This window comes from Streptomyces sp. NPDC041713 (assembly GCF_055591085.1).
Window position 1 is genome coordinate 349,949 of sequence record NZ_JBVIZY010000007.1, and the last position, 26,612, is coordinate 376,560.

20 protein-coding genes and 1 tRNA gene are annotated in these 26,612 nt (G+C 72.3%); 14 read left to right on the plus strand and 7 right to left on the minus strand.

The genetic code is table 11. The annotated features are described in order from the left end of the window. The first annotated feature begins 21 nt into the window (after nt 1-21). The 8 genes from iolB to ACZ6CV_RS23730 all read left to right on the plus strand — a co-directional run bounded on the left by iolB (nt 22) and on the right by ACZ6CV_RS23730 (nt 10,755). A complete protein-coding gene (iolB, locus tag ACZ6CV_RS23695) occupies nt 22-834 on the plus strand; it encodes a 5-deoxy-glucuronate isomerase (protein WP_469252703.1) in 813 nt (270 codons plus the stop codon). Next, nucleotides 831-2,720: a 3D-(3,5/4)-trihydroxycyclohexane-1,2-dione acylhydrolase (decyclizing) gene (gene iolD / locus ACZ6CV_RS23700; protein ID WP_469252704.1), complete on the plus strand. Its 1,890-nt coding sequence runs from the start codon at nt 831-833 to the stop codon at nt 2,718-2,720. Before iolB ends, iolD begins: the two co-directional genes overlap by 4 nt. A gap of 17 nt (nt 2,721-2,737) precedes the next feature. Next, nucleotides 2,738-4,240 carry a CoA-acylating methylmalonate-semialdehyde dehydrogenase gene (mmsA, locus tag ACZ6CV_RS23705; RefSeq protein ID WP_469252705.1) on the plus strand — a complete coding sequence of 501 codons (1,503 nt, stop codon included), beginning with the start codon at nt 2,738-2,740 and terminating at the stop codon, nt 4,238-4,240. A gap of 108 nt (nt 4,241-4,348) precedes the next feature. Further along, nucleotides 4,349-4,693: a tautomerase family protein gene (locus tag ACZ6CV_RS23710; RefSeq protein WP_362369047.1), complete on the plus strand. Its 345-nt coding sequence runs from the start codon at nt 4,349-4,351 to the stop codon at nt 4,691-4,693. 386 nt (nt 4,694-5,079) lie between these two features. Beyond that, the gene (locus tag ACZ6CV_RS23715) at nt 5,080-6,546 is read left to right on the plus strand and encodes an APC family permease (protein ID WP_469252706.1); all 1,467 of its coding nucleotides are present in this window, start codon (nt 5,080-5,082) and stop codon (nt 6,544-6,546) included. A gap of 115 nt (nt 6,547-6,661) precedes the next feature. Beyond that, a complete protein-coding gene (locus ACZ6CV_RS23720) occupies nt 6,662-9,319 on the plus strand; it encodes an alpha/beta fold hydrolase (protein ID WP_469252707.1) in 2,658 nt (885 codons plus the stop codon). Continuing rightward, nucleotides 9,316-10,212 (plus strand): ABC transporter permease, encoded by an 897-nt coding sequence (locus ACZ6CV_RS23725; protein ID WP_469252708.1) that lies wholly within the window; start codon nt 9,316-9,318, stop codon nt 10,210-10,212. The genes ACZ6CV_RS23720 and ACZ6CV_RS23725 overlap by 4 nt, the downstream gene beginning before the upstream one ends. Nucleotides 10,213-10,293: 81 nt before the next feature. Next, entirely contained in the window at nt 10,294-10,755 is a 462-nt protein-coding gene (locus ACZ6CV_RS23730; RefSeq protein WP_469252709.1) for a pyridoxamine 5'-phosphate oxidase family protein, read from the plus strand. A 63-nt stretch (nt 10,756-10,818) separates the two neighbouring features. Here ACZ6CV_RS23730 and ACZ6CV_RS23735 read toward each other — a convergent pair whose 3' ends face one another. Continuing rightward, nucleotides 10,819-11,193 carry a hypothetical protein gene (locus ACZ6CV_RS23735; protein ID WP_469252710.1) on the minus strand — a complete coding sequence of 125 codons (375 nt, stop codon included), beginning with the start codon at nt 11,191-11,193 and terminating at the stop codon, nt 10,819-10,821. A 52-nt stretch (nt 11,194-11,245) separates the two neighbouring features. Beyond that, entirely contained in the window at nt 11,246-11,635 is a 390-nt protein-coding gene (locus ACZ6CV_RS23740; RefSeq protein WP_469252711.1) for a hypothetical protein, read from the minus strand. A 157-nt stretch (nt 11,636-11,792) separates the two neighbouring features. Between ACZ6CV_RS23740 and ACZ6CV_RS23745 the strand changes: the two genes are divergently transcribed. After that, nucleotides 11,793-12,362 carry a CYTH domain-containing protein gene (locus tag ACZ6CV_RS23745; protein WP_469252712.1) on the plus strand — a complete coding sequence of 190 codons (570 nt, stop codon included), beginning with the start codon at nt 11,793-11,795 and terminating at the stop codon, nt 12,360-12,362. Between the two features lie 52 nt (nt 12,363-12,414). Here ACZ6CV_RS23745 and lacZ read toward each other — a convergent pair whose 3' ends face one another. The 3 genes from lacZ to ACZ6CV_RS23760 all read right to left on the minus strand — a co-directional run bounded on the left by lacZ (nt 12,415) and on the right by ACZ6CV_RS23760 (nt 18,243). Then, nucleotides 12,415-15,708 carry a beta-galactosidase, LacZ type gene (gene lacZ / locus ACZ6CV_RS23750; protein WP_469252713.1) on the minus strand — a complete coding sequence of 1,098 codons (3,294 nt, stop codon included), beginning with the start codon at nt 15,706-15,708 and terminating at the stop codon, nt 12,415-12,417. 140 nt (nt 15,709-15,848) lie between these two features. Then, nucleotides 15,849-17,699 carry an arabinofuranosyltransferase AftB family protein gene (locus tag ACZ6CV_RS23755; RefSeq protein ID WP_469252714.1) on the minus strand — a complete coding sequence of 617 codons (1,851 nt, stop codon included), beginning with the start codon at nt 17,697-17,699 and terminating at the stop codon, nt 15,849-15,851. A gap of 73 nt (nt 17,700-17,772) precedes the next feature. Next, on the minus strand, nt 17,773-18,243 hold the full coding sequence (locus ACZ6CV_RS23760; protein WP_469252715.1) for an SCP2 sterol-binding domain-containing protein: 471 nt from the start codon (nt 18,241-18,243) through the stop codon (nt 17,773-17,775). A gap of 69 nt (nt 18,244-18,312) precedes the next feature. Between ACZ6CV_RS23760 and ACZ6CV_RS23765 the strand changes: the two genes are divergently transcribed. Beyond that, nucleotides 18,313-19,053, plus strand: a complete 741-nt coding sequence (locus ACZ6CV_RS23765; RefSeq protein ID WP_469252716.1) for a TetR/AcrR family transcriptional regulator — start codon at nt 18,313-18,315, stop codon at nt 19,051-19,053. Between the two features lie 150 nt (nt 19,054-19,203). Next, nucleotides 19,204-21,204, plus strand: coding sequence for an AMP-dependent synthetase/ligase (locus tag ACZ6CV_RS23770; RefSeq protein WP_469252717.1), 2,001 nt, complete (start codon nt 19,204-19,206; stop codon nt 21,202-21,204). Between the two features lie 53 nt (nt 21,205-21,257). Here ACZ6CV_RS23770 and ACZ6CV_RS23775 read toward each other — a convergent pair whose 3' ends face one another. Beyond that, nucleotides 21,258-21,686 carry a VOC family protein gene (locus ACZ6CV_RS23775; protein ID WP_469252718.1) on the minus strand — a complete coding sequence of 143 codons (429 nt, stop codon included), beginning with the start codon at nt 21,684-21,686 and terminating at the stop codon, nt 21,258-21,260. Nucleotides 21,687-21,901: 215 nt separating this feature from the next. Between ACZ6CV_RS23775 and ACZ6CV_RS23780 the strand changes: the two genes are divergently transcribed. Then, nucleotides 21,902-22,342, plus strand: coding sequence for a VOC family protein (locus tag ACZ6CV_RS23780; RefSeq protein ID WP_469252719.1), 441 nt, complete (start codon nt 21,902-21,904; stop codon nt 22,340-22,342). 89 nt (nt 22,343-22,431) lie between these two features. Here ACZ6CV_RS23780 and ACZ6CV_RS23785 read toward each other — a convergent pair. Continuing rightward, nucleotides 22,432-22,504 (minus strand) — tRNA-Arg (locus ACZ6CV_RS23785). A gap of 307 nt (nt 22,505-22,811) precedes the next feature. Here ACZ6CV_RS23785 and ACZ6CV_RS23790 point away from each other — a divergent pair. Both ACZ6CV_RS23790 and ACZ6CV_RS23795 read left to right on the plus strand, forming a co-directional pair. Then, nucleotides 22,812-24,509, plus strand: coding sequence for a dynamin family protein (locus tag ACZ6CV_RS23790; RefSeq protein ID WP_469252720.1), 1,698 nt, complete (start codon nt 22,812-22,814; stop codon nt 24,507-24,509). A 5-nt stretch (nt 24,510-24,514) separates the two neighbouring features. Further along, a complete protein-coding gene (locus ACZ6CV_RS23795) occupies nt 24,515-26,611 on the plus strand; it encodes a YfjP family GTPase (RefSeq protein WP_469252721.1) in 2,097 nt (698 codons plus the stop codon). The last annotated feature ends 1 nt before the right edge of the window (nt 26,612 follow it).

Below are 26,612 nucleotides of genomic sequence, written 5' to 3' on the forward strand. Positions count from 1 at the left end.
CGACGAGGCTGGGAGGCCCACATGACGTACGTACCGAAGGGGAGCGCGGCCGATGGCACGTACGCGCTCGACATCGATCCGCAGCGGGCCGGTTGGGCCTATTCCGCCCTGCGCGTCGTCGAGCTCGGACCGGGCGGTGCGCATGCCTTCGATACGGGTGGGAGTGAATGGATCGTGCTCCCGCTGACCGGCGGCTGTACGGTGCAGACAGCAGACGGGATCATCGAACTGCTGGGCCGCGCCAGCGTGTTCAGCGGAGTCTCCGACTTCGCTTACGTGCCGCGCGACGCCCGGATCCAGATCGCCTCCGGCGCGGGAGGCCGCTTCGCCCTGGCAGGAGCGAAGTGCGAGCGTCGACTCCCCGCCCGCTACGGCCCCGCGCCGGAGGTACCCGTGGAGAGCCGGGGCAGCGGCACCTGCGCCCGCGAGGTGCGGGGCTTCGCGGCGGCGGACGCCTTCGACTGCGACCGGCTCATCGCCGTCGAGGTGATCACACCCGGCGGCAACTGGTCCTCGTACCCGCCGCACAAACACGACGAGCACCGGCCCGGCGTCGAGGCGGAGCTCGAGGAGATCTACTACTTCGAGATCGAGGCGCGGGACGGCCGTGCAGGATGGGGGTATCAGCGGGTGTTCCCGTCCCGGCCCGGCGGCACCGACGTCCTCGCCGAGGTCCGCACCGGGGACGCCGTGCTGGTGCCCGACGGCTGGCACGGACCGTCCGTCGCCCAGCCCGGCCACGCCATGTACTACCTGAACGTGATGGCAGGTCCGGGCGAGGAGCGGGAGTGGCGGATCCGCTTCCACCCCGACCACACGGAGGGATATCGATGACGCAGACGCAGGCGGGCTCCGTGCGGCTGACCACCGCACAGGCGCTCGTACGCTTCCTGTCCCGGCAGTTCACCGAGCGGGACGGGGCACGGCAGCGGCTGATCGGCGCGACCTGGGGCATCTTCGGACACGGCAACGTGGCCGGCCTCGGCCAGGCGCTCGTGGAGCACGCCGACGCCATGCCCTTCCACCAGGGCCGCAACGAACAGGCCATGGTGCACGCCGCCGTCGGGTACGCCCGCCAGTCGGGCCGGCTCTCCACCCACGCCGTCACCACCTCCATCGGACCCGGCGCCACCAACCTCGTCACCGGCGCCGCGCTCGCCACCGTCAACCGGCTGCCCGTCCTGCTGCTGCCCGGCGACACCTTCGCGACCCGCCCCGCCGACCCGGTCCTCCAGCAGCTCGAAGTCCCGTACGCGGGCGACGTGTCGGTCAACGACTGCCTGCGCCCGGTCTCCCGGTACTTCGACCGCGTCACCCGGCCCGAGGCGCTGATCCCCGCCGCGCTCGCCGCGATGCGGGTGCTCACCGACCCCGCGGAGACCGGCGCCGTCACCCTGGCGCTGCCGCAGGACGTGCAGGCGGAGGCGTACGACTGGCCGGCGGAGTTCTTCGCCGAGCGGGTGTGGACCGTGCGCAGGCCCGCCCCCGACCCGCGCGAACTCGCCGCCGCGGCGGCCGCGGTGCGCGAGGCGCGGCGGCCCCTGGTGGTCGCGGGCGGCGGCGTCCACCACAGCGCCGCCGAGGACGCCCTGCGGGAGTTCGCCGAGGCGACCCGCATCCCCGTCGCCTCCACCCAGGCCGGCAAGGGCTCCCTGCGCCACGACCACCCGGCGGACGTCGGCGGCATCGGACACACCGGCACCGCCACCGCCGACGAACTGGCCCGCACCGCCGACCTGGTGATCGGCGTCGGCACCCGCTACAGCGACTTCACCACCGCGTCCGGCACCCTCTTCGAGGGCTCCGGGGTGCGCTTCCTCAACCTCAACATCGCGCCCTTCGACGGTCACAAGATGGCGGGCACCACTCTGGTCGCTGACGCGCGCGCCGGCCTGGAGGCCCTCACCGGGGCGCTCCGCGGCCATCGCGTCGAGCCCGCGTACACCGTCGAGTACGCCGACGACAAGGAGCGCTGGGAACAGCGCGTCGACGCAGCCTTCCAGGCCGACGAGCCGGACATAAGGCCCACGCAGACCCAAGTGCTCGGCCTGCTCGACGCGTTGGTGACCGACGAGGACGTGATCATCAACGCCGCCGGGTCGCTCCCCGGCGACCTGCACAAGCTGTGGCGGGCCCGCTCGCCGCGCCAGTACCACGTCGAGTACGGCTACTCCTGCATGGGATACGAGATCCCCGCCGCCATCGGCGTCGCGCTCGCCGCGCCCGAGCGGCCCGTCTGGGCGCTGGTCGGCGACGGCACGTATCTGATGAATCCCACCGAGATCGTCACCGCCGTCCAGGAGAACCTGCCGATCAAGGTCGTCGTCCTGCAGAACCACGGGTACGCCTCCATCGGCGGCCTCTCGGAGTCCGTGGGCGGCGAGCGATTCGGCACCGCCTACCGCTTCCGGGCGCCGGACGGCACGTACACCGAGGGCCCGCTCCCCGTGGATCTGGCGGCGAACGCGGCCTCCCTCGGCATGCGGGTGCTGCGCGCCAAGACCGTCCGCGACCTGCGTGCGGCGCTGCGCGAGGCGCGGGGGGCAGACCGCCCCACATGTGTCTATGTGGAGACGGAAACGGCAGACACAGTGTCGGGCCCGCCCCCGGCGCAGGCGTGGTGGGATGTGCCCGTGGCCGAGACCGCGACCCGGGAGTCGGCGGTCAAGGCCAGGGAAGAGTACGACCGGCACGTCGCAGCCCGACGCCGCCACCTGTGAGAGTAGGGATGCTTGTCATGACGAAGACCGTCCACCACTGGATCGGTGGAAAGCCCGTCGAAGGCGCGTCCGGCAACTACGGCCCGGTCACCGACCCGGCGACCGGCGCGGTCACGACGCAGGTCGCGTTCGCGTCCGCCGGTGAGGTGGACGCGGCGGTCGCCGCCGCCCGCGAGGCCTTCGCGACCTGGGGCACGTCCTCGCTCGCCAAGCGCACCGCGATCCTCTTCAAGTTCCGCGCGCTGCTCGACGCCAACCGTGACGCGATCGCCGAGCTGATCGTCGCCGAGCACGGCAAGGTGCACTCCGACGCGCTCGGCGAGGTCGCCCGCGGCCTGGAGATCGTCGACCTGGCCTGCGGCATCACCGTGCAGCTGAAGGGCGAGCTGTCGACGGAGGTGGCCTCGCGCGTGGACGTGTCGTCCATCCGCCAGCCGCTGGGCGTCGTCGCCGGCATCACGCCGTTCAACTTCCCCGCGATGGTGCCGATGTGGATGTTCCCGCTGGCCATCGCCTGCGGCAACACCTTCATCCTCAAGCCGAGCGAGAAGGACCCGTCCGCGTCGATGAAGATCGCGGAGCTGCTGAGCGAGGCCGGTCTGCCCGACGGCGTCTTCAACGTGGTGCACGGCGACAAGGTGTCCGTGGACCGCCTCCTGGAGCACCCGGACGTGGCCGCCGTCTCCTTCGTCGGCTCCACGCCCATCGCCCGCCACATCCACGCCACCGCCTCCGCCAACGGCAAGCGCGTGCAGGCGCTCGGCGGCGCCAAGAACCACATGCTGGTGCTGCCCGACGCCGACCTGGACGCCGCGGCCGACGCCGCCGTCTCCGCCGCGTACGGCTCGGCGGGCGAGCGCTGCATGGCGATCTCGGCCGTCGTCGCGGTGGGCTCGATCGCCGACGAGCTGGTCGGCAAGATCAAGGAGCGCGCCGAGAAGATCAAGATCGGTCCGGGCAACGACCCGTCGTCCGAGATGGGCCCGCTGATCACCGCGGCCCACCGCGACAAGGTCGCCTCGTACGTCACGGGCGCCGCGGCCGAGGGCTGCGAGGTCGTCCTGGACGGCACCGGGTACACGGTCGAGGGCCACGAGGACGGCCACTGGATCGGGCTCTCGCTGCTCGACCGCGTCCCGACCACCGCCAAGGCCTACCAGGACGAGATCTTCGGCCCGGTCCTGTGCGTGCTTCGCGTCGACACGTACGAGGAGGGCGTGGCGCTCATGAACGCCTCGCCGTTCGGCAACGGCACCGCGATCTTCACCCGGGACGGCGGCGCGGCCCGCCGCTTCCAGCTGGAGATCGAGGCGGGCATGGTCGGCGTGAACGTGCCGATCCCGGTGCCGGTGGGCTACCACTCCTTCGGTGGCTGGAAGGACTCGCTCTTCGGCGACCACCACATCTACGGCAACGACGGCACGCACTTCTACACCCGCGGCAAGGTCGTCACCACGCGCTGGCCCGACCCGTCGGACGCACCCTCCGGCGTCGACCTCGGCTTCCCGCGCAACCACTGAGCCGATCTCCCCTCCCTCGGCTCCGCAGCCCCCGGCCCCCCGGCCGGGGGCTGCGCCGTTGGTTCACCGTTCTACGATGTGTGTGCACTACAGGAAAGGCCGTGAGCCATGCCGCACATCGACATCGACTACGCCGACACCCTGTCCGGCGTCCTGGATCTGCCCGCCCTGGTGGCCGAGCTGCATCCGCTGGTCGTGGAGCGGGTGGACTCGGTCGGGGTCGGCAAGACCTTCTGCCGGGCCGCGCCCGCCTTCGTGGACGGGCGGCCCGCGGCGGCCTTCGTGCACGTCACCGTGGGCCTGCTGGCGGGGCGCGCGCCCCGGGTGAAGGCGGCGCTCTCCGCGGACGTCCTCGCGCTGCTCGGCAAGCATCTGTCCGGGGTCGCGGACGCGACGTACTCGGTGGAGGTCCGCGACCTCGATCCCTCGTACCGGCTGTGGCCGACGCACTGACCGCGCCCGCGCGGTGACCGAACGTGGAGCGGGGCCGTCCGGAATCCGGACGGTCCTGATTCTTTTTTGACGCCGTCCTTGCGGTTCCCGTGCACAGGGTGCAATTCGGGCAACCAATGCTCCCGCGTTCATACGCCTGCAATATCAAGGTCATATTCACCACGGGCATGTTCATTGCGACCCTCCGAAGCAAACTCTTGGGAAAGCCAGGCAACTTGGGGATCTTCGCGACTGCGGATTCCGTAGGTAAATGACCGTTGACGTTCCGGTTGCCGCCGGGGTTCGATGACGCGCCGGGAGCCACCGAAAGACCAGATCAACAGCCTTCGGAGGCGATAGCGCTCCCGCCGCACTCCTGCCGCACGAGTCGATCGGAACCGCGCTTCATGACCGATACGCTTCGCCCGCTCCAGACCGCCGCCGAGGATTCCCCGGCGCCGACAGCCGTCCCCGGCGATCCCCAGAAGCTCAAGCGTTCCATCGGTGTCGTCGGCGGCACCCTCCTCACGCTGTCGTGCGTGACGCCCGCCTCCACGCTCTTCGTGGTCGTCCCCGACCTCTTCTCCTCGCTCGGCACCGCCACGGCCCTCACCATCGCCATCGGCTCACTGCTCTGCGTGGGCGTCGCGTTCTGCTACTCGGAGCTCGGCACCCTCATCCCCAGCGCGGGCGGCGAGTACGCGATGGTCTCGACGATGGCGGGCCGGCTGGCCGGCTGGCTGGTCTTCGTCCTCTCCCTCCTGGTCGTGATGATCGTCCCGCCCGTGATCGCCATGGGCACCGCCGACTACCTGGCCCCGGTCATCCACCTCGACCCCTCCTACGCGGGCGCCGGCGTCATGATCCTCGCCACCCTCGCGGGCCTGCTCGACCTGCGCGCCAACGCGTGGATCACCGGCGTCTTCCTGGTCCTCGAGGTCATCGCGGCCGGCGTGGTGGCCGTCCTCGGCTTCACGCACGCGCAGCGCGGCGCGAGCAGCCTGACGGACCTGTCGGTGGCGGGCTCCGGCCCCGGCGGCGTCGACACGGTCACGGCGATGCTGATCGTCTCCGGCCTCGCGATCGCCCTCTTCGTGACGCAGGGCTTCTCCACGGCCGTCTACCTCTCCGAGGAGCTGGAGAACCCGCGCCGCAACGTCGCGCGCACCGTCCTCGCCACCCTCGCCATCTCCACCGTGATCATCCTGGTCCCGGTCGTCGCGATCACCATGGGCGCCGACAGCCTGACCGCGCTGACCGAGGGCGACATCAGCGCCATGGTGACGGCCTGGTCGAACTCCGCCGTCGGCACGTTCGTCAGCCTCTGCGTGGCCCTCGCGATCATCAACGCAGGCATCGTCATGGTCATCCAGAACTCCCGCGTCCTGTTCGCCTCCGCGCGGGACAAGGCCTGGCCCTCGCCGGTGAACAAGGCCCTCGCCAAGCTCGGCGCGTCCGGCGCCCCCTGGGTGGCCACGCTCCTGGTCGGCGTCCCCGGCGCGCTCCTGTGCTTCGTCAACCTGGACACGCTGTACGGCGTGACCGGCGTCTCCGTGACCGGCATGTACCTGCTGGTGGCGGTCGCCGCGCTGCTCGCCCGCCGCGGCGCGCACCGGCACGGCTCCGCGTGGCGGATGCCGCTGTGGCCCGCGGTGCCGGTGGTGCTGATCGCGGTGCTCGCGTACGTCCTCAGCCAGCAGGAGGCAAGGTTCCTCCTGTGGACCGGCGGCATCGTGCTGGCCGCGACCCTGTACTGGGCCTGCTACCTGCGCCCGCACCGCGAGACGCGGTGGCTGGTGAGCGTGCCGGAGGAGGACCACGCGGAGGCGGGACTGCTCGGGCAGGCGGTAACGGGGCGCGCCGAGAGCGTGTGACGTCCCCTGCGGGGAGCGGACGCCGACGTCCCGTCGCGGTGGGGGAGGTCGCGGTGGGGGAGGCCGGTTGCCCCGGCTGCCCCGGCTGTCGGACCCCGCCCGTACCGTGGGCGTCATGGATCTACGACTGCCCAGGCCCAGGTTCCCCGTGCCGCGCGGTCCGCGCCGGCTGCTCGCCGCCGCGGCCGCCGTCGCGGTGCTCGCCGGGGTGGGCACCTGGACGGCCGCCGCGTCGGACGACGCCCCCGCCGTGCACCGCGTGGACCGCCGGGTCGACACCGGCGCCGCCAAGATCGACACCTCGTACTTCACCGCGGGCGACCCGGACACCAAGCGCCCCGCGATCCTCATCGGGCACGGCTTCGGCGGCAACAAGGACGACGTGCGCGCCCAGGCCGAGGACCTGGCCCGGCACGGGTACGCGGTCCTGACCTGGTCGGCCCGCGGCTTCGGCAGGTCCACCGGCAAGATCGGGCTCAACGACCCCAAGGGCGAGGTCGCCGACGCCCGCAAGCTGATCGACTGGCTGGCCACCCGCCCCGAGGTCCAGCTCGACAAGCCCGGCGACCCGCGCGTGGGCATGACCGGCGCGTCGTACGCGGGAGCGGTCTCCCTGCTCACCGCCGGGTACGACCACCGGGTCAACGCCATCGCCCCGCAGATCACCTACTGGAACCTCGCGGACGCCCTCTTCCCCGACGGCGTCTTCAAGAAGATGTGGGCCGGCCTCTTCATCAACACCGGTGGCGGCTGCGAGAAGTTCGAGAAGAAGCTGTGCGCCATGTACGAGCGGGTCGCCGAGGCCGGCAAGCCCGACGCGGCCGCGCGCAAGCTGCTCGCCGAGCGCAGCCCCGCGGCCGTCGGCGACCGCATCAAGGTGCCGACGTACCTCGCCCAGGGCCAGACCGACTCGCTCTTCCCGCTCACCCAGGGCGACGCCATCGCCCAGGGGATCCGGGCGAACCACGCGCCGGTCTCCGTCGACTGGATCGCGGGCGGCCACGACGGCGGCGACCGCGAGAAGGGCCGCGTGGAAGGCCGCGTCAACGAGTGGTTCGACCGCTACCTCAAGGACGAACCGTCCGCCGACACCGGCCCCGCCTTCCGCGTCACCCGCACCGGAGGCCTCGACTCCACCGACGGGGCCGCGCGGAAGCGGGGCGCGAGCGGCGCCGTCTACCCGGGCCTGGAGAGCGGCCCGCGCGCGGTGCGACTCCGCGGCCACGAGCAGACGTTCGACAACCCGGCGGGCGCGAGCCCGCCCGCCATCTCCGGGCTCCCCGGCGTCGGCGGCGGCCGCCTCTCCCAGTTCGCCTCGCTCGGCGTGGGCGTCTCCGTCGACTTCCCCGGCCAGTTCGCCGCGTTCGGCTCGGCGCCGCTGACCAAGGATCTGCGGATCACCGGCACACCCACGGTCCGCGCGCACGTGAAGTCCACCTCGCAGGACGCGGTCCTCTTCGCCAAGGTGTACGACGTGTCGCCCGGCGGCAAGCAGAAGGTGCTGCCCTCCCAACTGGTCTCTCCCATCAGGGTGGAGGGCGCCCGCCAGGGCAAGGACGTCGAGCTGCGGATGCCCGCCGTCGACCACAAGGTCCAGAAGGGCCACAGCCTGCGCCTCGTGGTCACCTCGACCGACCTCGGCTTCGCCTCCCCGGCCCGGCCCGCCAAGTACACCCTCTCCCTCAAGGGCGACCTGAAGGTGCCGACGGCGCCCGGCGTGGAGACCGCCGCCGCGCCGCTGCCCTCCTGGGTGTGGTGGTTGCCGGCCACCGGCGCGGTGCTCGCCCTCGGCCTGCTGGTCACCGCGCGCCGCCGCACCTCGGCCCCCGCACTCGATGCGGCACTCGCCGAAGTCCCGCTCCAGATCACCGGGTTGACCAAGCGGTACGCGAAGGCCACCGACCGGTACGCGGTCCGTGACGTCTCCTTCACCGTCGAGAAGGGCCAGGTCCTCGGCCTGCTCGGGCCGAACGGCGCGGGCAAGACGACCACCCTGCGCATGCTGATGGGCCTGATCCGCCCCGACGCGGGCGAGATCCGCGTCTTCGGCCGGGCGATCCGCCCCGGCGCGCCCGTCCTCTCCCGGGTCGGCGCGTTCGTCGAGGGTGCCGGCTTCCTGCCGCACCTCTCCGGCCGGGAGAACCTGGAGCTGTACTGGAAGGCGACCGGCCGCCCGCCCGAGGACGCCCACCTGGACGAGGCCCTGGAGATCGCGGGCCTCGGCGACGCCCTGGCCCGCGCGGTGCGCACCTACTCGCAGGGCATGCGGCAGCGCCTCGCCATCGCCCAGGCCATGCTCGGCCTGCCCGACCTGCTGATCCTCGACGAGCCGACGAACGGCCTCGACCCGCCACAGATCCGCGAGATGCGCGAGGTCATGATCCGGTACGCGCGCGCGGGCCGCACCGTCATCGTCTCCAGCCACCTCCTCGCCGAGGTCGAGAAGTCCTGCACGCACCTGGTCGTGATGGACCGCGGCCGGCTCGTCCAGGCGGGCCCGGTCGCCGAGATCATCGGCTCCGGGGACACGTTGCTCGTGGGGTTGGCGTCCGAGGTCCCCGACCCGCTGGTGGAGAAGGTGGCGGCGCTGCCCGGCGTCCTGTCGGCGGTACGGGCCGACGACGGCCTGCTCGTACGGCTGGACGGCACGGAGCGGGGGAGCGCGGCGCGCCTGCTGCCCGAACTGGTCCGGCTCGACGTGCCGGTGGAGTCGGTGGGCCCGCACCGCCGCCTCGAAGACGCGTTCCTGACCCTGATCGGAGGGACGGCATGAGCGCCCCCACGCCCACACCCCCGCCCACACCCACACCCACCCTGGAGCGGCCGACCGCACCCGGCTACCGCGCGGGCCGCACGCTGCCCCTGCGGGTCGAGGCGGTCCGCCAGCTGAAGCGGCGCCGCACGCTGGTGATGGGCGCCGTCATGGCGCTCCTGCCGGTGATCCTCGTCATCGCCTTCGCCGTCGCGGGCGGCTCACCGGGCTCCCGCAACGGCAGCGTGACGCTGATGGACACGGCGACGGCGTCCGCGGCGAACTTCGCGGCGACCTGCCTCTTCGTCTCGGCGGGCTTCCTGCTCGTGATCCCCGTGGCGCTGTTCTTCGGCGACACGGTCGCCTCCGAGGCGAGCTGGTCCTCGCTGCGCTATCTGCTCGCGGCGCCGGTGCCGAGGGCCCGGCTGCTCTGGTCCAAGCTGGCGGTCGCGCTCGGCATGAGCGCCGCGGCGATGGTGCTGCTGCCCCTGGTGGGCCTGGTCATCGGCACGGTGGCGTACGGGTGGGGGCCTCTGGAGGCCCCGACCGGCGGCGAGCTCCCCGCGGGCACGGCGGCCCAGCGCCTGCTGGTCGTCGTGGCCTTCATCTTCGTCTCCCAACTGGTCACCGCGGGCCTGGCGTTCTGGCTCTCGACGAAGACGGACGCGCCGCTCGGCGCGGTGGGCGGAGCGGTCGGCCTGACGATCGTCGGCAACGTCCTGGACGCGGTGACGGCGCTCGGCGACTGGCGTGACTTCCTGCCGGCGCACTGGCAGTTCGCCTGGGCGGACGCGTTGCAGGCCCAGCCCGAGTGGGCGGGCATGATCCAGGGCGCGTCGATCTCGGTGACGTACGCGCTGGTGCTGTTCGCGCTGGCGTTCAGGGGGTTCGCGCGGAAGGACGTGGTGAGTTGAGGGGGTGGGCCTGCCGGCCCCGCCGGGCCTAGGACCTGCGCCCGATGCGCGCGGTGGGCACGCTGCCTAAGGTCGACCCCCATGCACCCCACGAAGATCACCCCACGCGACACGGCGCGGCGCAGGCGCGACACCGTGGACCGGCTCGGTGCGGAGCGCGACATCTGGGTGTCGACGTCCCACCCCGACCACGGCCCGCACCAGATACCGCTGTGGTTCCTGTGGGACGGCCGGGCGGTGTGGATGTGCACGGGGGCGGCCTCCGCGGCCGCACGCAACGTCCGCGAGGAGCCGCGCGTACGCCTCGCCCTGCCGGACACCTTCGACGTGGTGCTCCTGGAGGGGCGGGCGGAGACATACCCGGCGACGGAGGTGCCGAGGGAGCCCGCGGACGCGTTCGCGGAGAAGTTCGGCTGGGAGCCGCGTACGGAGACGGGCCCTTTCCTGTACGTGCGGGTGCTGCCGCGAACGGTGCGGGCGTGGCGCGGCGAGCCGGAACTGCGGGGCAGGACGGCCATGCGGGAGGGGGCGTGGCTGGCGTGAGGCGGGCCTGAGGACGGCTTGAGGCCGGTTTCCGGGCGCCCGTGAGCGCGTCGTGCTTGCCCGTCACCCGCCGCCGCAGAACGTGGTCTTGATCGACCGCACGACGAGGTCGGCCTGGTCGTTCGTCACGTCGAACCGTCGCGCCGCGTCGTGCCGCACCTCGTCGTCGACCGCCCCCTGCCGGACGTCCAGGCAGACCCACCCGGCGTCGTCCACGGCCCGCCCCTCGTCCGCGACGAGCCTCGGGTCGATGGCTTCGAGGTCGTGCAGCAATATCTCCTGCTGCCCCGCCTCCGGGGACGGCGGCCCCGCGACGGGCTCGGCGTCCCCCGAGACCGAGGAGTCCGAGGAGGCCGAGGGCCCGTCGTCCGTCGCGCAGGCGGCCAACGCCGCGGCGCCGATCACCGCGCACAGGACCGCGGCCGTCACACGCTTCATGTCTGCCCTCCGTGTTACCGCCGAGCCGGGACCGACGTCGTCACCTGAGCAGTCAATACCACGTCAACTGGCCGGGCCTCTGGTAGTAGAAGCCCTTGGGCCCCTCCGGATCGCCACCCTCGAGGCAGGGGCACGCGGAGGGTGCGGTGGAGTCCCTGGAGGACCCGCCCGTCACCAGCTGGCTCCCCCTGAGGACGGGTTTGCCGTCGAAGCGGCGGCCGGCCGAGCCGAAGATGTGCGTCCCACGACCCAGGCGCATCAGCCCCGCCGTGACCTGCACCGCCGAGACGACCAGGCCATCGGAGACGAGAGGAATGAGGAGGAACATGTTCCACTTGTCCCGGGCCGTCGGACCGGTCCACAGCGCCACGGTGACCGCAGCCTCGTCGGGCTCCGGAATGCACCCTCGTACGTAGTACGGCGGTGCGATCGGCGCGCTCATGTAATGCGCCAGCGCGGCGGCAACGGCCCGCTGGGTCCGGGGGACGCACTCGGGCGAGCAGAGGGGCGGTGACAGCGGGACGGGCAAGGCGTGCTCCTCGCTCAGGGGTTTCTGGTGGGTGGCCAGGCTGAGAAACTCGTTCCATGAGGGAGCCGTGATGCGGAAGGCCGGTGTCGTACGAGGTGAGGTCGTCAGCCGGGGAAAGTACGCGTTGGTGGAACGGGAGAGACGGTACGTGCTGGCCGGCCCTCCGGACCCCACATCGGTCACGGCCACCCGTGTCATCACGGACCGGTACCTGACGGGGACACGCCTGCGCCTGCGGCGGGCCGACCGCCCGGACACCGGCGCCCGCGAGCTCAAACTCACTCAGAAGGTGCCGGCTGATCGGCCGGGTGCCGTGCAGGGGCTGATCACGAACACGTACTTGTCCCAGGCGGAGTACGACGTGCTCGCCTCGTTGCCGGGCGCGGTGCTGTCCAAGACGCGGCTCAGCGTGCCGCCCCTGGGCGTCGACGTCTTCGCCGGCCCTCTGGAGGGGCTGGTCCTGGCGGAGGCGGAGTTCGCCGATGACGAAGAGGCTCGCGACTTCGTGCCTCCGCCGGGATGCCTGGTTGAGGTGACGGACGACGTCCGCTTCACCGGCGGGCGACTGGTCCGCGCCGCCCGGCAGGACTGGGTGACGTGGCTGGCCGAGTACGGGATCCGCGTCACGGCACCTCGGTGAGCCACGATCATCCAGCCCCTGCAACCGGCCTACAGACCCGCCGGCCCGCCGGTCAGCGCGCGGCCCGCAAACGATAGGCGTACGTATACGTACGCCCCGCATGCAGCAGATACCGCTCCAGCGGCGGCGCGCCCCACGAGTCGTTGCCGCCCACGCCCATCTGCCGGTGGGCGACCCTGAGGAACGTCTCCGCGCGCCGCTTCACCTTGTGCGGGTGGCGCGGGCCCTCCAGGTCCGCCGGGGTGTGGTGCAGGGCGCTCGCCTCCAGGAAGGGCTCGCCGTCCGCCGGGTCGGCGAGGACCACCAGGCCGTCCCCGGACCGGTCGGTGAGCGTGACGCGCCGTACGTCGGTCTTGTTCCCGGTCTCCTGCGGTCGCTGGTACGGCGCGATCTGGTCGTCGACCGTCGAGCGGTAACGGCCCACGAACGCACCGGACTTGCGGTCCTGGTAGTTCTCCTGCGGCCCGCGCCCGTACCAGTCGAGACGCTCGAAGCCCGCGGGCACCGTGAGGAGCGCCCCCACCAAGGGGAGGTCGGGCAGGCCGGCCGCCGCCTTCAGCGTGTGCCGGACCCGTACCTCGCCGTCGCCGCGCACCGTGAACACGGTGTGCCAGGTGGAAGGCGTGGGGGAGGTCGGCAGGGTGGCGCTCACCTCGACCGTCACCTCACCCGGCGAGGGTTGTGCCGCCTTGATCCCGGTGACCTTCGCGTCCTCGCCCGCCGAGCGCCAAGTCGCGGCTGCATCCGGGAAGTTGCGGCCTATGTCGTTGTCGATGGGCGCGCGCCAGGGGTTCGGCACCGGCCCGCCGGACAGCAGGCGCCGGCCCCCGACCTCGTACGACGACAGGGTTCCCGTCGCCTTGGACAGCACGACCGTCACGTCCCTGCCGCTGATCCGTACCTCCTTCGCGTCCTCGGCCAGATCGAGCCGGGGCAGCGAGCCCGGCGCCGGGTCGGCGGGCGCGGGTGTGTGCCAGTCCGCGGGGAGTTGGAGTTGTTCGGCGGCGACGGTGTGGCCCGCCCCGGCCCAACTCGCCTTCTTCCGCAGGACCAGGGCGAGGTTCAGCAGGTACTCGGCGCCGGGCACCGGGTGGCCGGGCTTCTTGAACGGGACGCGTACCGTCCCCGTGGCGCCGGGCGCGACGTCCGGCGCGGGCAGCGTGCCCTCCTGGATCTCCTCACCGTCCCGGGTGACGGCCCACCGCAGCTCGTACGCGTCCAACGTGCTGAACAGGTGCTTGTTGTGGACGCGTACGGAGGCAGCGTCGCGGCTACCCGCCGTGGATGCCGCCCTGGAGGCCGCGGTGAACGCCGCCGAGAAGGCCACCGGCTGGTAGACCTTCTTGATCTCCAGGAGGCCCGGGTGCGGCGCACGGGTGGAGGCGACGAGGCCGTTGCCGCTGAAGTTGCCGTCGGTCGGATAGCCGGGCTTCCAGTCGCCGCCGTACGACAGGTAGGTGTGCCGGCGGTCGCCGGGGATGGGCAGCCGGATGTTCTGGTCGACCCAGTCCCACACGAACGCCCCATGCAGATTCGGGTACTTCTCGAAGATCTCCCAGTACTCGGTGAGGTTGCCGCTGCTGTTGCCCATCGAGTGGCAGTACTCGCAGAGCATGAACGGCGTCGGATTGCCCGACTTGCCGTACTTCTCCACGTCGGCGGGCTTGGTGTACATCTCGCTGTGCAGGTCGGCGACGGAGTTCATACCCTCGTAGTGCACGGGCCGCGAGTCGTCGCGGGCGCGCACCCAGTCCGCCATGGCCTTGAAGTTGTCGCCCTCACCGGCCTCGTTGCCGAGCGACCAGACGATGACGCTGGGGTGGTTCTTGTCCCGCTCGACCATCGACCGGATCCGGTCCACGCAGGCGTCGGTCCACTCGGGCAGCGACCCGGGCAGCCGGTCGCGCACGCCGTGCGTCTCCAGGTTGGTCTCGCCGATGACGTACAGGCCGTACTCGTCGCAGAGTTCGAGCCAGTACGGGTGGTTGGGGTAGTGCGAGGTGCGCACGGCGTTGATGTTGTGCCGCTTCATCAGCAGCACGTCCTGCAGCATCACCGACTCCGGGACGGCCTGGCCGTGGTCGGGGTGGGACTCGTGGCGGTTGGTGCCGCGCAGCATGACGGGTTTGCCGTTGACGGTGAACTTGCCGGGCCCGTAGTCGACTTGGCGGAAACCGACCCGCGTGCTGTGCACGTCCACCGTCTTGCCGGAGCCGTCCCGCAGGGTGACGACGAGGGTGTAGAGGTTCGGCTGCTCGGCGGACCAGAGCGCGGGCTCGCGCACGGTGGTCTTGAGGGTGAGGGGGCGGTCGGGTACGGGTTCTCCGGTCAGCTCGGCACCGGGGACGGGACGGCCCTCGGCGTCGTGCAGCACCGCCTCGACGCGGAGCTTGCCGACCCCGACCCCGGCCCCGGCCCCGGTCCTGTTCTTGCCGGTGGCCCCGGCCTTCCCGCCGAGGTCACGTACGACCGTCGTCACGGACAGGACCGCGTCCCGGAACGCCCCGTCGAGATCCGTCCGCACCCCGAGGTCGTGAACATGCAGCTCCGGGACGGAGTACACGTACACGTCCCGGAAGATCCCGGACAGGTCGATCATGTCCTGGTCCTCCAGCCAGCTGCCGTCGGACCACCGGTACACCTCCACGGCGAGGGTGTTCTCGCCCGGTCGCAGATGCGGCGTGATGTCGAACTCCGCAGGCGTGTAACTGTCCTCGCTGTAGCCGACCTTCTCGCCGTTGACCCAGACGAAGAAGGCCGACTTCACGCCCTGGAAGGAGAGCAGGGTGCGACGCCCGCGCCAGCCGCGCGGCACGGTGAAGGTGCGGCGGTAGGAGCCGACGGGGTTGAAGTCCTTGGGCACGTCGGGGAAGTCGGGCTTCTCGTACCCCTCCCACGCGTACTTGATGTTGAGATAGATCGGGTGCGGGTAGCCCTCGATCTCCCAGTTCGCGGGGACGGCGATCCGGTCCCAGCCGCTCACGTCGTACGCGTCCGCCTCGAAACCGACCGGCCGCTGCTCCGGGTTGCGGGACCAGTGGAAGGCCCAACGGCCGTTCAGGGAACGGTGGTACGGGGATTTGGAGAAGTCGCCGCGCAGGGCGTCGGCGGCGGACGCGTACGGGACGAGCCGGGTGCGGGCGGGCTCTCTGTTGACCTGGAAGAGGCGGGGGTCGGCGTCCCACGGGGCACCGGCCTCGCGGGCGCCGGGTGCCCCGGGGGCGGCGCGGGTGGCATGGGTGGCGCCGCCGCTCGCGGCGAAGGCCTGCTTCTGTGCGGCGAAGACGGCCCACCCCGCCAGGGCGGTTCCGGAGGCGAGGAAGGACCGGCGGCTCGGACGGCTCATGCGGCAACTCCGAACGTAAGGCAACAAGAACCGTCAGCATCCGACGCATTCACTCAGGGCGCAAGAGGCCCGCAAACGCCGGGAGTTGACGGCCGCCCCGCTGACTCAGCGGACGCCGACGCATGCCGACGGCCACCCCGTCACCGTCCCCGCCCGCACAACTCCCGCTCCGCCCGCACCGGATCGTTGGGAAAGCGGAACGACGTGCGCTGCACGGCCCCGGTCAGGTTGTGCCAGAACCGCCCCGCCGTCATCGGCGCGCGCGTGGCCGCCCGCAGCTCCGCGAGCCGCCCGCAGCGCAGGGCCCGGCGCGCCGCGTCGACCCGGGCGGGGTCGAGCCGCTGGTCCGCCGCACCGCGTGCCGTGCCCCGGTCGGCGACGATCCACTCGTACGGGAGGCTCTTGTCGTGCCCGACCCGGCCCGGGAGCGGCTCGGAGTGGGCGGCCAGCGGATAGGCCAGACCGATCGGATCGAGCGCGGCGCCGCTCAGCGGGACGACGGCGCCGTTCATGCCGAGGACGTTGTAGACACCGGTGACGGACGGGGTCCTGGCGGGGGTCGGCGTCCAGGCGATCAGGAGCGTGGGCTCGCCGGACCGGGCCGCCCGGCGGACGAGCTGCATGTAGTGGGCGTTGCCGGCGGACTCGGAGAAGTCGTGGTGGAGGGGGTGCGGGTCGCCGTTCTGCCGTACGTACACGCCTCGTTCGTCGGCGATCCCGCTCGGGCCGATCTTCCCCTCGTACGGGATGCGGAGCGCGGCCGCGCACACCACCGCCCACACGGCCACGCCCACCGCGACGACGCGCCACACGCGGGTGGCGGGCACGACGAAGACGGGCAGCAGCATCAGGAGCAGGCCGGGCAGGAACATCCGGCCGTGCATGAAGTCGCCGCCGACCTTGATGACGTAGACCCAGCACAGGGTCCCGGCGAGGAGCGGGGCGAGGACGGGGGCGAGGGCCGGGGCGAGCGTGCGGACGTTCGCGGGGAGCCGTCCGGGCGTGGGCGCGGCGGCCCTCATGCCCGATGGGCGCTCTCCGGCGACCAGCGCGCCCACGCCCACGCCCACCGCCACCAGCGGAAGCCACAGCGCGTACGGGCCGACGAAGTCCCCGAGGTAGCCGAACCCCCGTCCCCACAGGCTGCGCGAGGCCTCCTTGGTGACGCCCGGCAGCGGCACCAGATGCCCGTAGTAGCCCATGCGGAAGATCTCGTACGCGACGGGCAGCGCGCCCGCGACACCCGCCCCGGCGAGCACACCGCGCCACGACGGCCGGACCATCACCCAGTGCGCGGCCAGGAAGACCACCGAGACCAGCGCCAGATCGGGCCGGACGAGCGGACCGAGCCCGATCACCGCACAGGTCACGAGGGACTGCGACGCCGAGGGTGACGGCGACGCCCCCGACCTGAGCCCCGCCCCCGACCTCAACCCGGACCCCGCACGTGCCGGCCCCACGAGCGCGAGCCACGCCCCGGCGATCCAGCAGGTGGCGAGCCCGGTCTCCAGGCCGGACGTGGCGAAGTCCCAGACGGGCGGCAGCGCGAGCAGCACCAGCGCCCCGCACGGCACCGCGTAGCCGTCGCCGCCCCACACCCGCAGGGCGCCGGCCCCGGCGAGCACGAACCCGGCGGCGGTCAGCAGCAGCCCCCCGTACATCGCGACCGTCGCGACGTCGAACCCCGGAGCCCCGCCGAGCACGAGCAGCCATTGCCACAGGGTGCCGGTGGAGGACTCGGCGCGCTCCCCGGGGTTGAAGACGGGCCCGTTGCCCGCGAGGACCTGGCGGACGGTCCGCACGTAGATGTGCCCGTCGTCGGACATCCAGCGCCGCTGGAACCCGGCGAAGGCGATGACGAGGGCGGGCAGCAGGCAGGCGGCGAGACGGGATCGGGCCCGCCATCGCGCGGGCCGGCCGCCGGACGTTTCCGGGGCGGTCCCGGCGACGGCTTCGGCACCATCGACGGAGGAGTACGCAGAGGTCGTCATGACCGCTACATCGGCGCAGGTCAAGGTGGCCTTGAATCACGGGGGCGTGCCCCCCGGCCCACGGGCCGTGGGCTCAGGCCTTCGGAATGTCGAAGTACCGCGTGAGCCCCGCCGCGAACGCCACGTCACCGGCGACCTTGACCTTGCGCATCAGGAACAGTGAGACGGGGCTGGCGTTTCCGGAGACGAGCTTGAGGAACTCGGGGTCGGCCAGCGTGAGCGTGACCCGCGGCGTGGCGTCCGAGCTCCCCTCGCGCACCACGCAGGTGCCGTCGGCGATGTCCGTCTCGTACACGGCCTCGTCGTTGTCGCCGCTGCCGGTGATCCGCCAGCGGATGAGCGCGGTCAGCGACTGGGCCGCCTCCGGCCTGAACTGCCGCTCCATGCGCCCGAAGACCTCGTTCAGGACGCGGGTGCGCAGCGCACCGTCGCGGGCGATCGAGGCGATCTCCTTGGCGGAGAGGCCCTTGACGAGCCCGGCGAACTCCTCGGGCGTGACGCGGGCGAAGTCGAGGTCGGCGATCCTGCTGATGTCGTCCGCCACGGCAATCTCCTTACTCTGCAGTAAACTTACTAAAGAGTAAGGTAAGTCGGAACCAGGAGGCTGACAAGGGTGAGCGACAGCTCCGAAGGCGCGCCGTCCGCCGATGCGGGGGAGGGCAGTGGAGGCGGCGCCCCCGCTCCCCGCAGGCGCAAGGTCCCGCGCCCCGAGCGCGAACGGCAGATCGTCGACGTGGCGGTCCGGGTCTTCGCCAAGCGCGGCTACCACGGCGCCTCCGTGGACGAGATCGCCGAACTCGCCGGAATCTCCAAGCCGATGGTGTATCTCTACCTCGAATCCAAGGAGGGCCTCTTCCTCGCCTGTCTGCGCCGCGAGGCGGACCGCCTGGTCGGCGCGTTCCAGGGGGCGGCGACGGCGGCGGACGCGGCGCCCGAACTGCGGCTGCACGCCGGGCTCCTGGCGTTCTTCACCTTCGTCGCCGAGCACCGCGACAGCTGGGTGGTGCTGCACCGCCAGGCGTCGGAGCTGAGCGAGGCGATCGCGGCGGCGGTGGCCGAGGCGCGCGGTGCGGTGATGGCCGAGGTGGCGGATCTGGTGCGGTCGGGGATCGCGGAGAGCGGGGGCGGGAGGGGCGGGGGCGTCAGGGGTGCCGGCGTACAACTCTCCGACGAGGACGCGGACTTCGTGACCCACGCGCTGGTGGGCGCGGCGGACTCGCTGACGGACTGGATGGCGCGGCACCCGGGACAGTCCCCGGAGGGCGTGACGCTCCGGCTGATGAACATGGTCTGGGTGGGGATGGGCGGAGTTCTGGCGGGGGAGGTCTGGCGTCCGGCCCGTCAGGCCCATTGAATTCTCCTTACGGGTGAGTAAGTTGACCTCCGAGTAAGTACGTACGTACCGATCGCGTGTCGGCACGAGCCGTCCGCGCGCATCACCAAGAGCCGTCTGCACCAACTGCCGCCTGCACCACCGCTGGGAACGGGAAGCCGGGGAGCCGTCATGGGCGTACGCAAGGATCTGAAGAAGGCACGACGTCACACCGGGCTCGCGGACCGCGCAGAGGTCCAGGTCGTCCGGGACGAACACGGCACCGTACGGGAGGTCCGTACCGCCCCGCTCGTCCCCCCGGCCACCACCGGAAGCACCGCGGACATCCCCTTCGTCAACGCCGCGGAGGCCCCCGACGCGGTGGTGCTGCGCCGCAAGCGGGACGGCCGGTGGCACCCCGTCACCGCCGCGGCCTTCGCGCGCGAGGTGACCGACGTGGCCAAGGGCCTGATGGCGGACGGCCTGCAACCCGGCGACCGGGTCGCCCTGATGTCGCGCACCCGCTACGAGTGGGCGGTCCTGGACTTCGCGATCTGGGCGGCGGGCGGCCAGACCGTCCCGGTCTACGCCACGTCGTCGGCGGAACAGATCGAGTGGATCGTCAGGGACTCCGGCGCGCGCCTGCTCATCGCGGAGACGCCGGAGAACGCGGCGACCGCCGAGCAGGCGGTGGCGGCCCACGCGGATCCGCCGCGGGTGCGGTGCATCGAGGGCGGCGCGGGCTCGACGGACCCCGGCGCCGGCGACCCCACCCCCGACGTCGGCCCGACCCCGGATCCCGCCTCCGGAATCGTGGCCGAACTGACCTTCGCAGGGCGGGACTTGTTCGACGAGGAGGTCACCAAGCGCCGCTCCGCCCTCACCCCGGACTCGATCGCGACCCTCTGCTACACCTCGGGCACCACGGGCCGCCCCAAGGGCTGCGTCCTCACGCACGGCAATCTGCACGCGGAGGCGGCGAACACCGTCGACCTGCTCCACCCCATCTTCAAGGAGATCACCGGGCAGGTCGCCTCGACCCTCCTCTTCCTGCCGCTCGCCCACATCCTGGGCCGCACCCTGCAGATCGCCTGCATGCTCGCCCGCATCGAGGTGGGCCACTGCCCCGGCATCAAACCGGACGAACTCCGCCCGGAACTCCGCTCGTTCCGGCCCACCTTCCTCGTCGGCGTCCCGTACCTCTTCGAGAAGATCCACGACACCGGCCGGGCGACGGCCGAGAAGATGGGCCGGGCCGCCTCGTTCGACCGCGCGGAGCAGATCGCGACGCGCTTCGGCGAGGCGTACCTGAACAAATTCCTGGACGGCAAGCTCCCGGGCCCGTCGCTCGGCCTGCGGGCCGGCTGGGCGCTGTACGAACTCCTCGTCTACCGCCGCATCCGCAAGGAGGTCGGCGGCCGGCTGCGGTACGCGATCAGCGGCGGTTCGCCCCTGGACCGCGACCTCAACCTCTTCTTCTACGCCGCCGGAATTGTCATCTACGAGGGGTACGGCCTGACGGAGACCTCGGCCGCCGCCACCATCACCCCACCGCTGCGGCCCCGCCCCGGCACGGTCGGGCTGCCCGTGCCGGGCACGGCCGTGCGCATCGCGGACGACGGGGAGGTGCTGATCAAGGGCGGCATCGTCTTCGGCTCGTACTGGAACAACCCGGCCGCGACGGACGCCGCGCTCACCGGCGGCTGGTTCGCCACCGGCGACCTCGGCGCGCTGGACGCCGACGGCTATCTGACCATCACCGGCCGCAAGAAGGACATCATCGTCACGTCGGGCGGCAAGAACGTCTCACCCGCCGTCCTGGAGGACCGGCTGCGCAGCCGGGCGCCGGTCGGCCAGTGCATGGTCGTGGGGGACAACCGTTCGTACGTCGCCGCGCTGGTGACCCTGGAGCCGGAGGCGGTGGAACACTGGCTGACGGTTCGCAAGCGGCCCAGGGACACCCCGACCGCGGAACTCGCCCGGGACCCGGCGATGATCGCGGAGATCCAGAAGGCGGTGGACCACGCCAACGCGGCGGTGTCCAGGGCCGAGTCGATCCGCAGGTTCGCGATCGTCGGGGGCGAGTTCACGGAGGACAACGGTCTGCTGACCCCGTCCCTGAAGATCAAGAGGGACGCGGTGGCGGCGGCGTACGCGGAGGAGATCGAGGGGGTGTACGGGGAGCGGGGCTGAGGGGGTCAGTCGATGCGGAAGTCAGTCGACGCAGAATCCAGTCGACGCAGAACTCAGTCGATGCAGAACTCGTTGCCCTCGATGTCCAGCATCGGGATGCAGGAGTCGTTGCCGTCATAGAGCGTCTGCACGTGCACCGCGCCGAGCGGGACGAGCCGGGCGCACTCGGCCTCCAGTGCGGCGAGCCGTTCCTCGCCGACGAGCCCGGTGCCGACGCGCACGTCCAGGTGCACCCGGTTCTTGACGGCCTTCCCCTCGGGGACGCGCTGGAAGTACAGCCGCGGTCCCACACCCGTGGGGTCGACACAGGCGAACCACGCGTCCCGCTCCTCGGGCGGCTGCGCCGCCTGGTACTCCTCCCATCCAGCGAATCCGTCGGGCGGAGGCGGCACGACGTATCCCAACACCTCGCACCAGAAGCGTGCGAGGCGCTCGGGTTCCGCGCAGTCGAAGGTGACCTGGAACTTCTTGATCGACATCACGCGATCACCGTAGAGGCGTATACCGTCCCTGAGAACCCGCCGTCACGTCACGAAGCTCTCCTGAACGCTGGTACATCCGAATGAACCTCCCCCGAGGCGCGATCCCGAATTATTCGGAAGTCGGCGGGGCGGGGATGTCGAGAACGTGTCACCGGCTCCGTCCCAGGGACATCAGCGGCCATCGCGGGCCGCCCGAGGAAACAGGAGAGACCACCATGGCGATTCAGCGCATGGACAACGTGGGCATCGTCGTCGACGACATGGACGCCGCCGTCGCGTTCTTCCAGGAACTCGGCATGGAGCTGGAGGGCAGGGGCCAGGTCGAGGGCGGCTTCGCCGACCAGTGCACGGGACTCGACGGCGTACGCTGCGACATCGCGATGCTCAGGACCCCGGACGGCCACAGCCGCCTGGAGCTGTCGAAGTACCGCAGCCCCGAGGCGACCAGCACCGCCCCCCGCAACAAGCCGCACAACATCGTCGGCACGCACCGCGTCATGTTCGCGGTGGACGACATCAAGGACACGCTCGCCCGCCTCCGCCCCCACGGCGCCGAGGTCATCGGCGAGATCGCCCGCTTCGAGGACAGCTACCTCCTCTGCTACGCCCGCGGCCCGGAGGGCATCATCATCGGCCTGGCGGAACAACTGGGCTGAGCGGCACCCGCCCGGTCGCCCTGACCACAACGCAGAGACCCCAGCGAAAAGGTCTCCGAGGCGGAGGGCCGTACTGGACGGAACGAAAGCGCCCCCGGCAGGACTCGAACCTGCGGCCAAGCGCTTAGAAGGCGCCTGCTCTATCCACTGAGCTACGGGGGCCGGGTGTGGCCGGTGGCATGGAGCCGGATGTGGGGGAGATCCGTGACCTTGCCGGGGACAAGGATAGGGCTCCCGGGTCCCTGCCCCTGGTGCTTCGCCTCCGCGCCGTGATGTGGAGGTTCGGTGAAGCGGTCCTGATAATCGCAGGCAGGTGCGAATCTCGCATCGCTTTTGGCGCCTCACGCCCCGGGTGTTGTGCACTCGTTATGCCTGCGCCCCAGTCGCCCCTTCCATCCCCTGTGTCCGATCGGCGCGCAGGGACGTCCATATGCTTCAGAAACCCGTCAAAATTGGGCATTCTTCGCATGTGGTGACCTTGGACGTACGGCCTCAATTGCTTGACGCACTCTCCGCCCTGCGCGAGCGTGTCGCCGCCGCACGCTTTCCGCTCCCCCTTGCGGGGGCGCCACGCGCGCGTGCCAACCGGGACGAGCTGCTGGCACAGCTCGACGACTATCTGGTGCCCCGCCTCAAGGCACCCGAAGCGCCCCTGCTCGCCGTCATCGGCGGATCCACCGGCGCCGGCAAGTCCACCCTCATGAACTCCCTCGTGGGCCGGCAGGTCAGCGAGGCGGGTGTGCTGCGGCCCACGACACGTACGCCGGTGCTCGTCTGCCACCCGGACGACCACCACTGGTTCTCGGGGATGCGCGTCCTGCCCGACCTCACGCGCGTGTGGATGCCCCGTCAGGAGCCCTCTGAGGGCGGTGAGGGCGACGGGAGGAGCCACGAGCGAGGAGAGAGGGCGGACCGCCGCGCGGACGGCAGAGGCGGCGACGACGCCGATCCACAGGCGCTCGGGGACGAGCCGGGGCGCGCGCTGCGCATCGAGACCGCCTCGACCCTGCCGCGCGGCCTCGCCCTGCTCGACGCCCCCGACATCGACTCCCTCGTCGCCGACAACCGCAACCTCGCCGCGGAGCTCATCTCCGCGGCCGACGTATGGGTCATGGTGACCACCGCCTCGCGGTACGCCGACGCCGTGCCCTGGCACCTGCTGCGGACCGCCAAAGAACACGACGCCACCCTCGTCACGGTCCTGGACCGCGTGCCCCACCAGGTCGTGGGCGAGGTGTCGCGGCAGTACGGGGCGCTGCTCGCCAAGGCCGGCCTCGGCGACGTACCGCGCTTCACCATCCCCGAGCTGCCCGAATCCGCGGGCGGCGGCGGACTGCTGCCCTCCACCGCCGTCGCCCCGCTGCGCGCCTGGCTCATCCACCGCGTGCAGGAACCCGCCGCCCGCACCCAGGCCGTCGCCCGCACCGCGCACGGCGTCATCGGATCCCTCGACAGCCGGATGCCGGAGCTTGCGGGGGCCGTCGCCGCCCAGTACGCCGCCGCGCTGCGGCTCACCTCCGCCGTCGACGAGGCGTACGAGAACGAGCACGCGCGCGTGCAGGGGCGTTTGCGCGCGGGGGGAGTACTGGCGGGCGGCGCCCTGAAGCGGTGGCGCAGCTACCCGCTCGACTGCGGTCCCGGCGAACTCCTCGACGCCATCGCCGAGAGCCTGGAGGCGCTCCTGTTGTGCGCCGTCACCGCCGCCGACGAGCGCATCGACGAGGCGTGGCGGCGCGAACCCGCCGCGGGCGCCCCGGGCCTCGCCGACCGCGACCGGGAGATGGAGAACGCCGAACACCGCATCGGGATGGCCGTCCGCAGATGGCGGCGCGTCCTGGAGGAGTACGCCGAGGACGAGGTCCGCGGGATCGAGCGGGTCGACAAGAACTCCGTGCCCGACCCCGAGGTCGTCGCCGCGCTGCTCGCCACCGCCCTGCTCGGCGGGCGCCGGGCGCGCTCCGCGGGGGAGAGCCTCGCCGAACGCATCGGCGCCCAGGCCGCGGTCCGGCTGCGCGACCGGGGCACACGCCTGCTGACCGACTACCTGGAGAAGGTCCTCACCGCCGAACGGGAGCGCCGGCTCGCCCCCCTGGACGCCCTAGAGGTGCATCCCGAACCCCAGGCCGAGCTGATCGCCGCCCTGTCCGTACTGCAGAAGGAGAGGTGACCGCGGTGACCGCCGTCACTGATCACGCCGACCGCGCCGACCACGGCGACGGGACGGAACCCCGCAGGGCCGAGCCCAACGGGAGCAGGTCCAAGAGCTCCGGGCCGCGCCGCGCCGCACCCGACGCGTCCCGTGCCGCCGAAGCCCGCCCCGAGGAGGGCGACGCGGGCGACGAGCAGGCCGGCCCCGGCTCCGAACCGGCCTGGGACGACGGGCTCATCGCGCGGCGCGTCGCGGTCGGCCCCCGGGGCGAGCTCCCCGGCGCCGACACCGCGGTGCGCTCCTACACGCGCGCGGGCAGCCCCACGTCGTACGAGGGCAGCCCCACGTCGTACGAGAAGAGCCCCCTCGCGTACGAGAAGAGCGCCGCGGCGTACGAGGAGAGCGTCACCGCGTACGAGAAGAGCGCCACCTCGTACGACAAGAGCCCCATGGCGTACGAGGGGAGTCCCAGCGCGTACGAGGGGAGTCCCAGCGCGTACGAGCGGGGCGTCGCCTCCCCCGAAGGGACGCTGCGCGCGCGGCTCGACGCGCTGCGCGAACTCGTCGGGCTCTCCCGCACCCGCCTCGACGGCGGGACCCTCGAGGAGGCGGGGCGGGTCCTGGACGAGGCCGCCGCGCGGCGCAGGCTCTCCGACCGGCACACTGTCGTCGCCATCGCGGGCGCCACCGGCAGCGGCAAGTCGACGCTCTTCAACTCGCTGGCTGGCGTGATGATCTCCGACACCGGAGTGCGCAGGCCGACCACCGCCGCGCCCATCGGCTGCAGCTGGACGGACGGCGCCGCGGGCCTCCTGGACCGGCTCGGCATCCCGGGGCGGCTGCGCCGCAGGCCGCTGCAGGGACCGGGCGCCGACGAGCTCCAGGGGCTCGTCCTGATCGACCTGCCGGACCACGACTCGGCGGTCGCCGAACACCGCGAGCACGTCGACCGGATCCTCGCCCTCGTCGACGCCGTCATCTGGGTCGTCGACCCGGAGAAGTACGCCGACGCGATGGTCCACGAGCGCTATCTGCGGCCGATGGCGGGACACGCCGAGGTCACCTTCGTGGTGCTCAACCAGATCGACCGGCTCCCCGGGGACGCCGCCGACCAGGTGCTCGACGATCTGCGGCGCCTCCTGGACGAGGACGGCGTCGCGCTCGGCGAACACGGCGAGCCGGGCGCGACGGTGCTCGCCATCTCCGCGCTGACCGGCGAGGGAATGGGTGAACTGCGCGAGGCGCTCGGACAGTTCACCCAGGAGCGGGGCGCCGCGGCCCGCCGCATCACCGCGGACCTGGACGCCGCGACGGACCGGCTGTGGCCGGTGTACGTCGGCGGCGGCCACAGCGGGCGCAACCGCGGCTGGATCGGGCTCAGCGAGGAGGCGCGCGAGGAGTTCGCCGACCGGCTCGCGGACGCCGTGGGGGCGACCGCGGCGGGGGACGCGGCGGAGCGGGCCTGGCGCCGACACGCGGGCAAGGCGTGCGGCGACCCGTGGCTCAGGCTGTGGCGCTGGTTCGAGGCCCAGCGCTCCCCGCAGGGTCTGCCGGCGCCGGGCGCGCTGCCGCCCGTGGACGAGGAGGCGACGGCCCGCCAGCGCGTGGAGCACGCGGTGCGGACGGTGGCCGACGAGGCGGCGTCCGGCCTGCCCACGCCCTGGGGACAGGCCGTACGGGAGGCCGCGGCGCGCGGCGCCGTGGGGCTGCCCGAGGACCTCGACCAGCTGGCGGTGACGGCCGGCGGACCGGCCGGACGGCCACCGCGGCCCGGCTGGTGGCCCGCGGCGGTCCTCGCGCAGGCGGCGATGACGCTGCTCCAAGTGGTGGGCGGGCTGTGGCTGGTGGGGCAGATCATCGGGATCTCCTCGCCGAACCTGGGCGTGCCCGCGCTGCTGATGCTGGCGGGCATCGTGGGCGGTCCGTGCGTGGAGTGGGCGAGCCGCCTCGCGGCGCGCGGGCCGGCCCGGCGGTACGGGAACGAGGCGGAACGGCGCCTGCGGGAGGCGGCCGCCGGGTGCGGCCGGGCACGGGTGCTCGATCCGGTGGCGGCGGAGCTGCTGCGGTACCGGGAGGTCAGGGAGCAGTACGTGCGGGTCACGGGGGCGCCGGTGGGGTGAG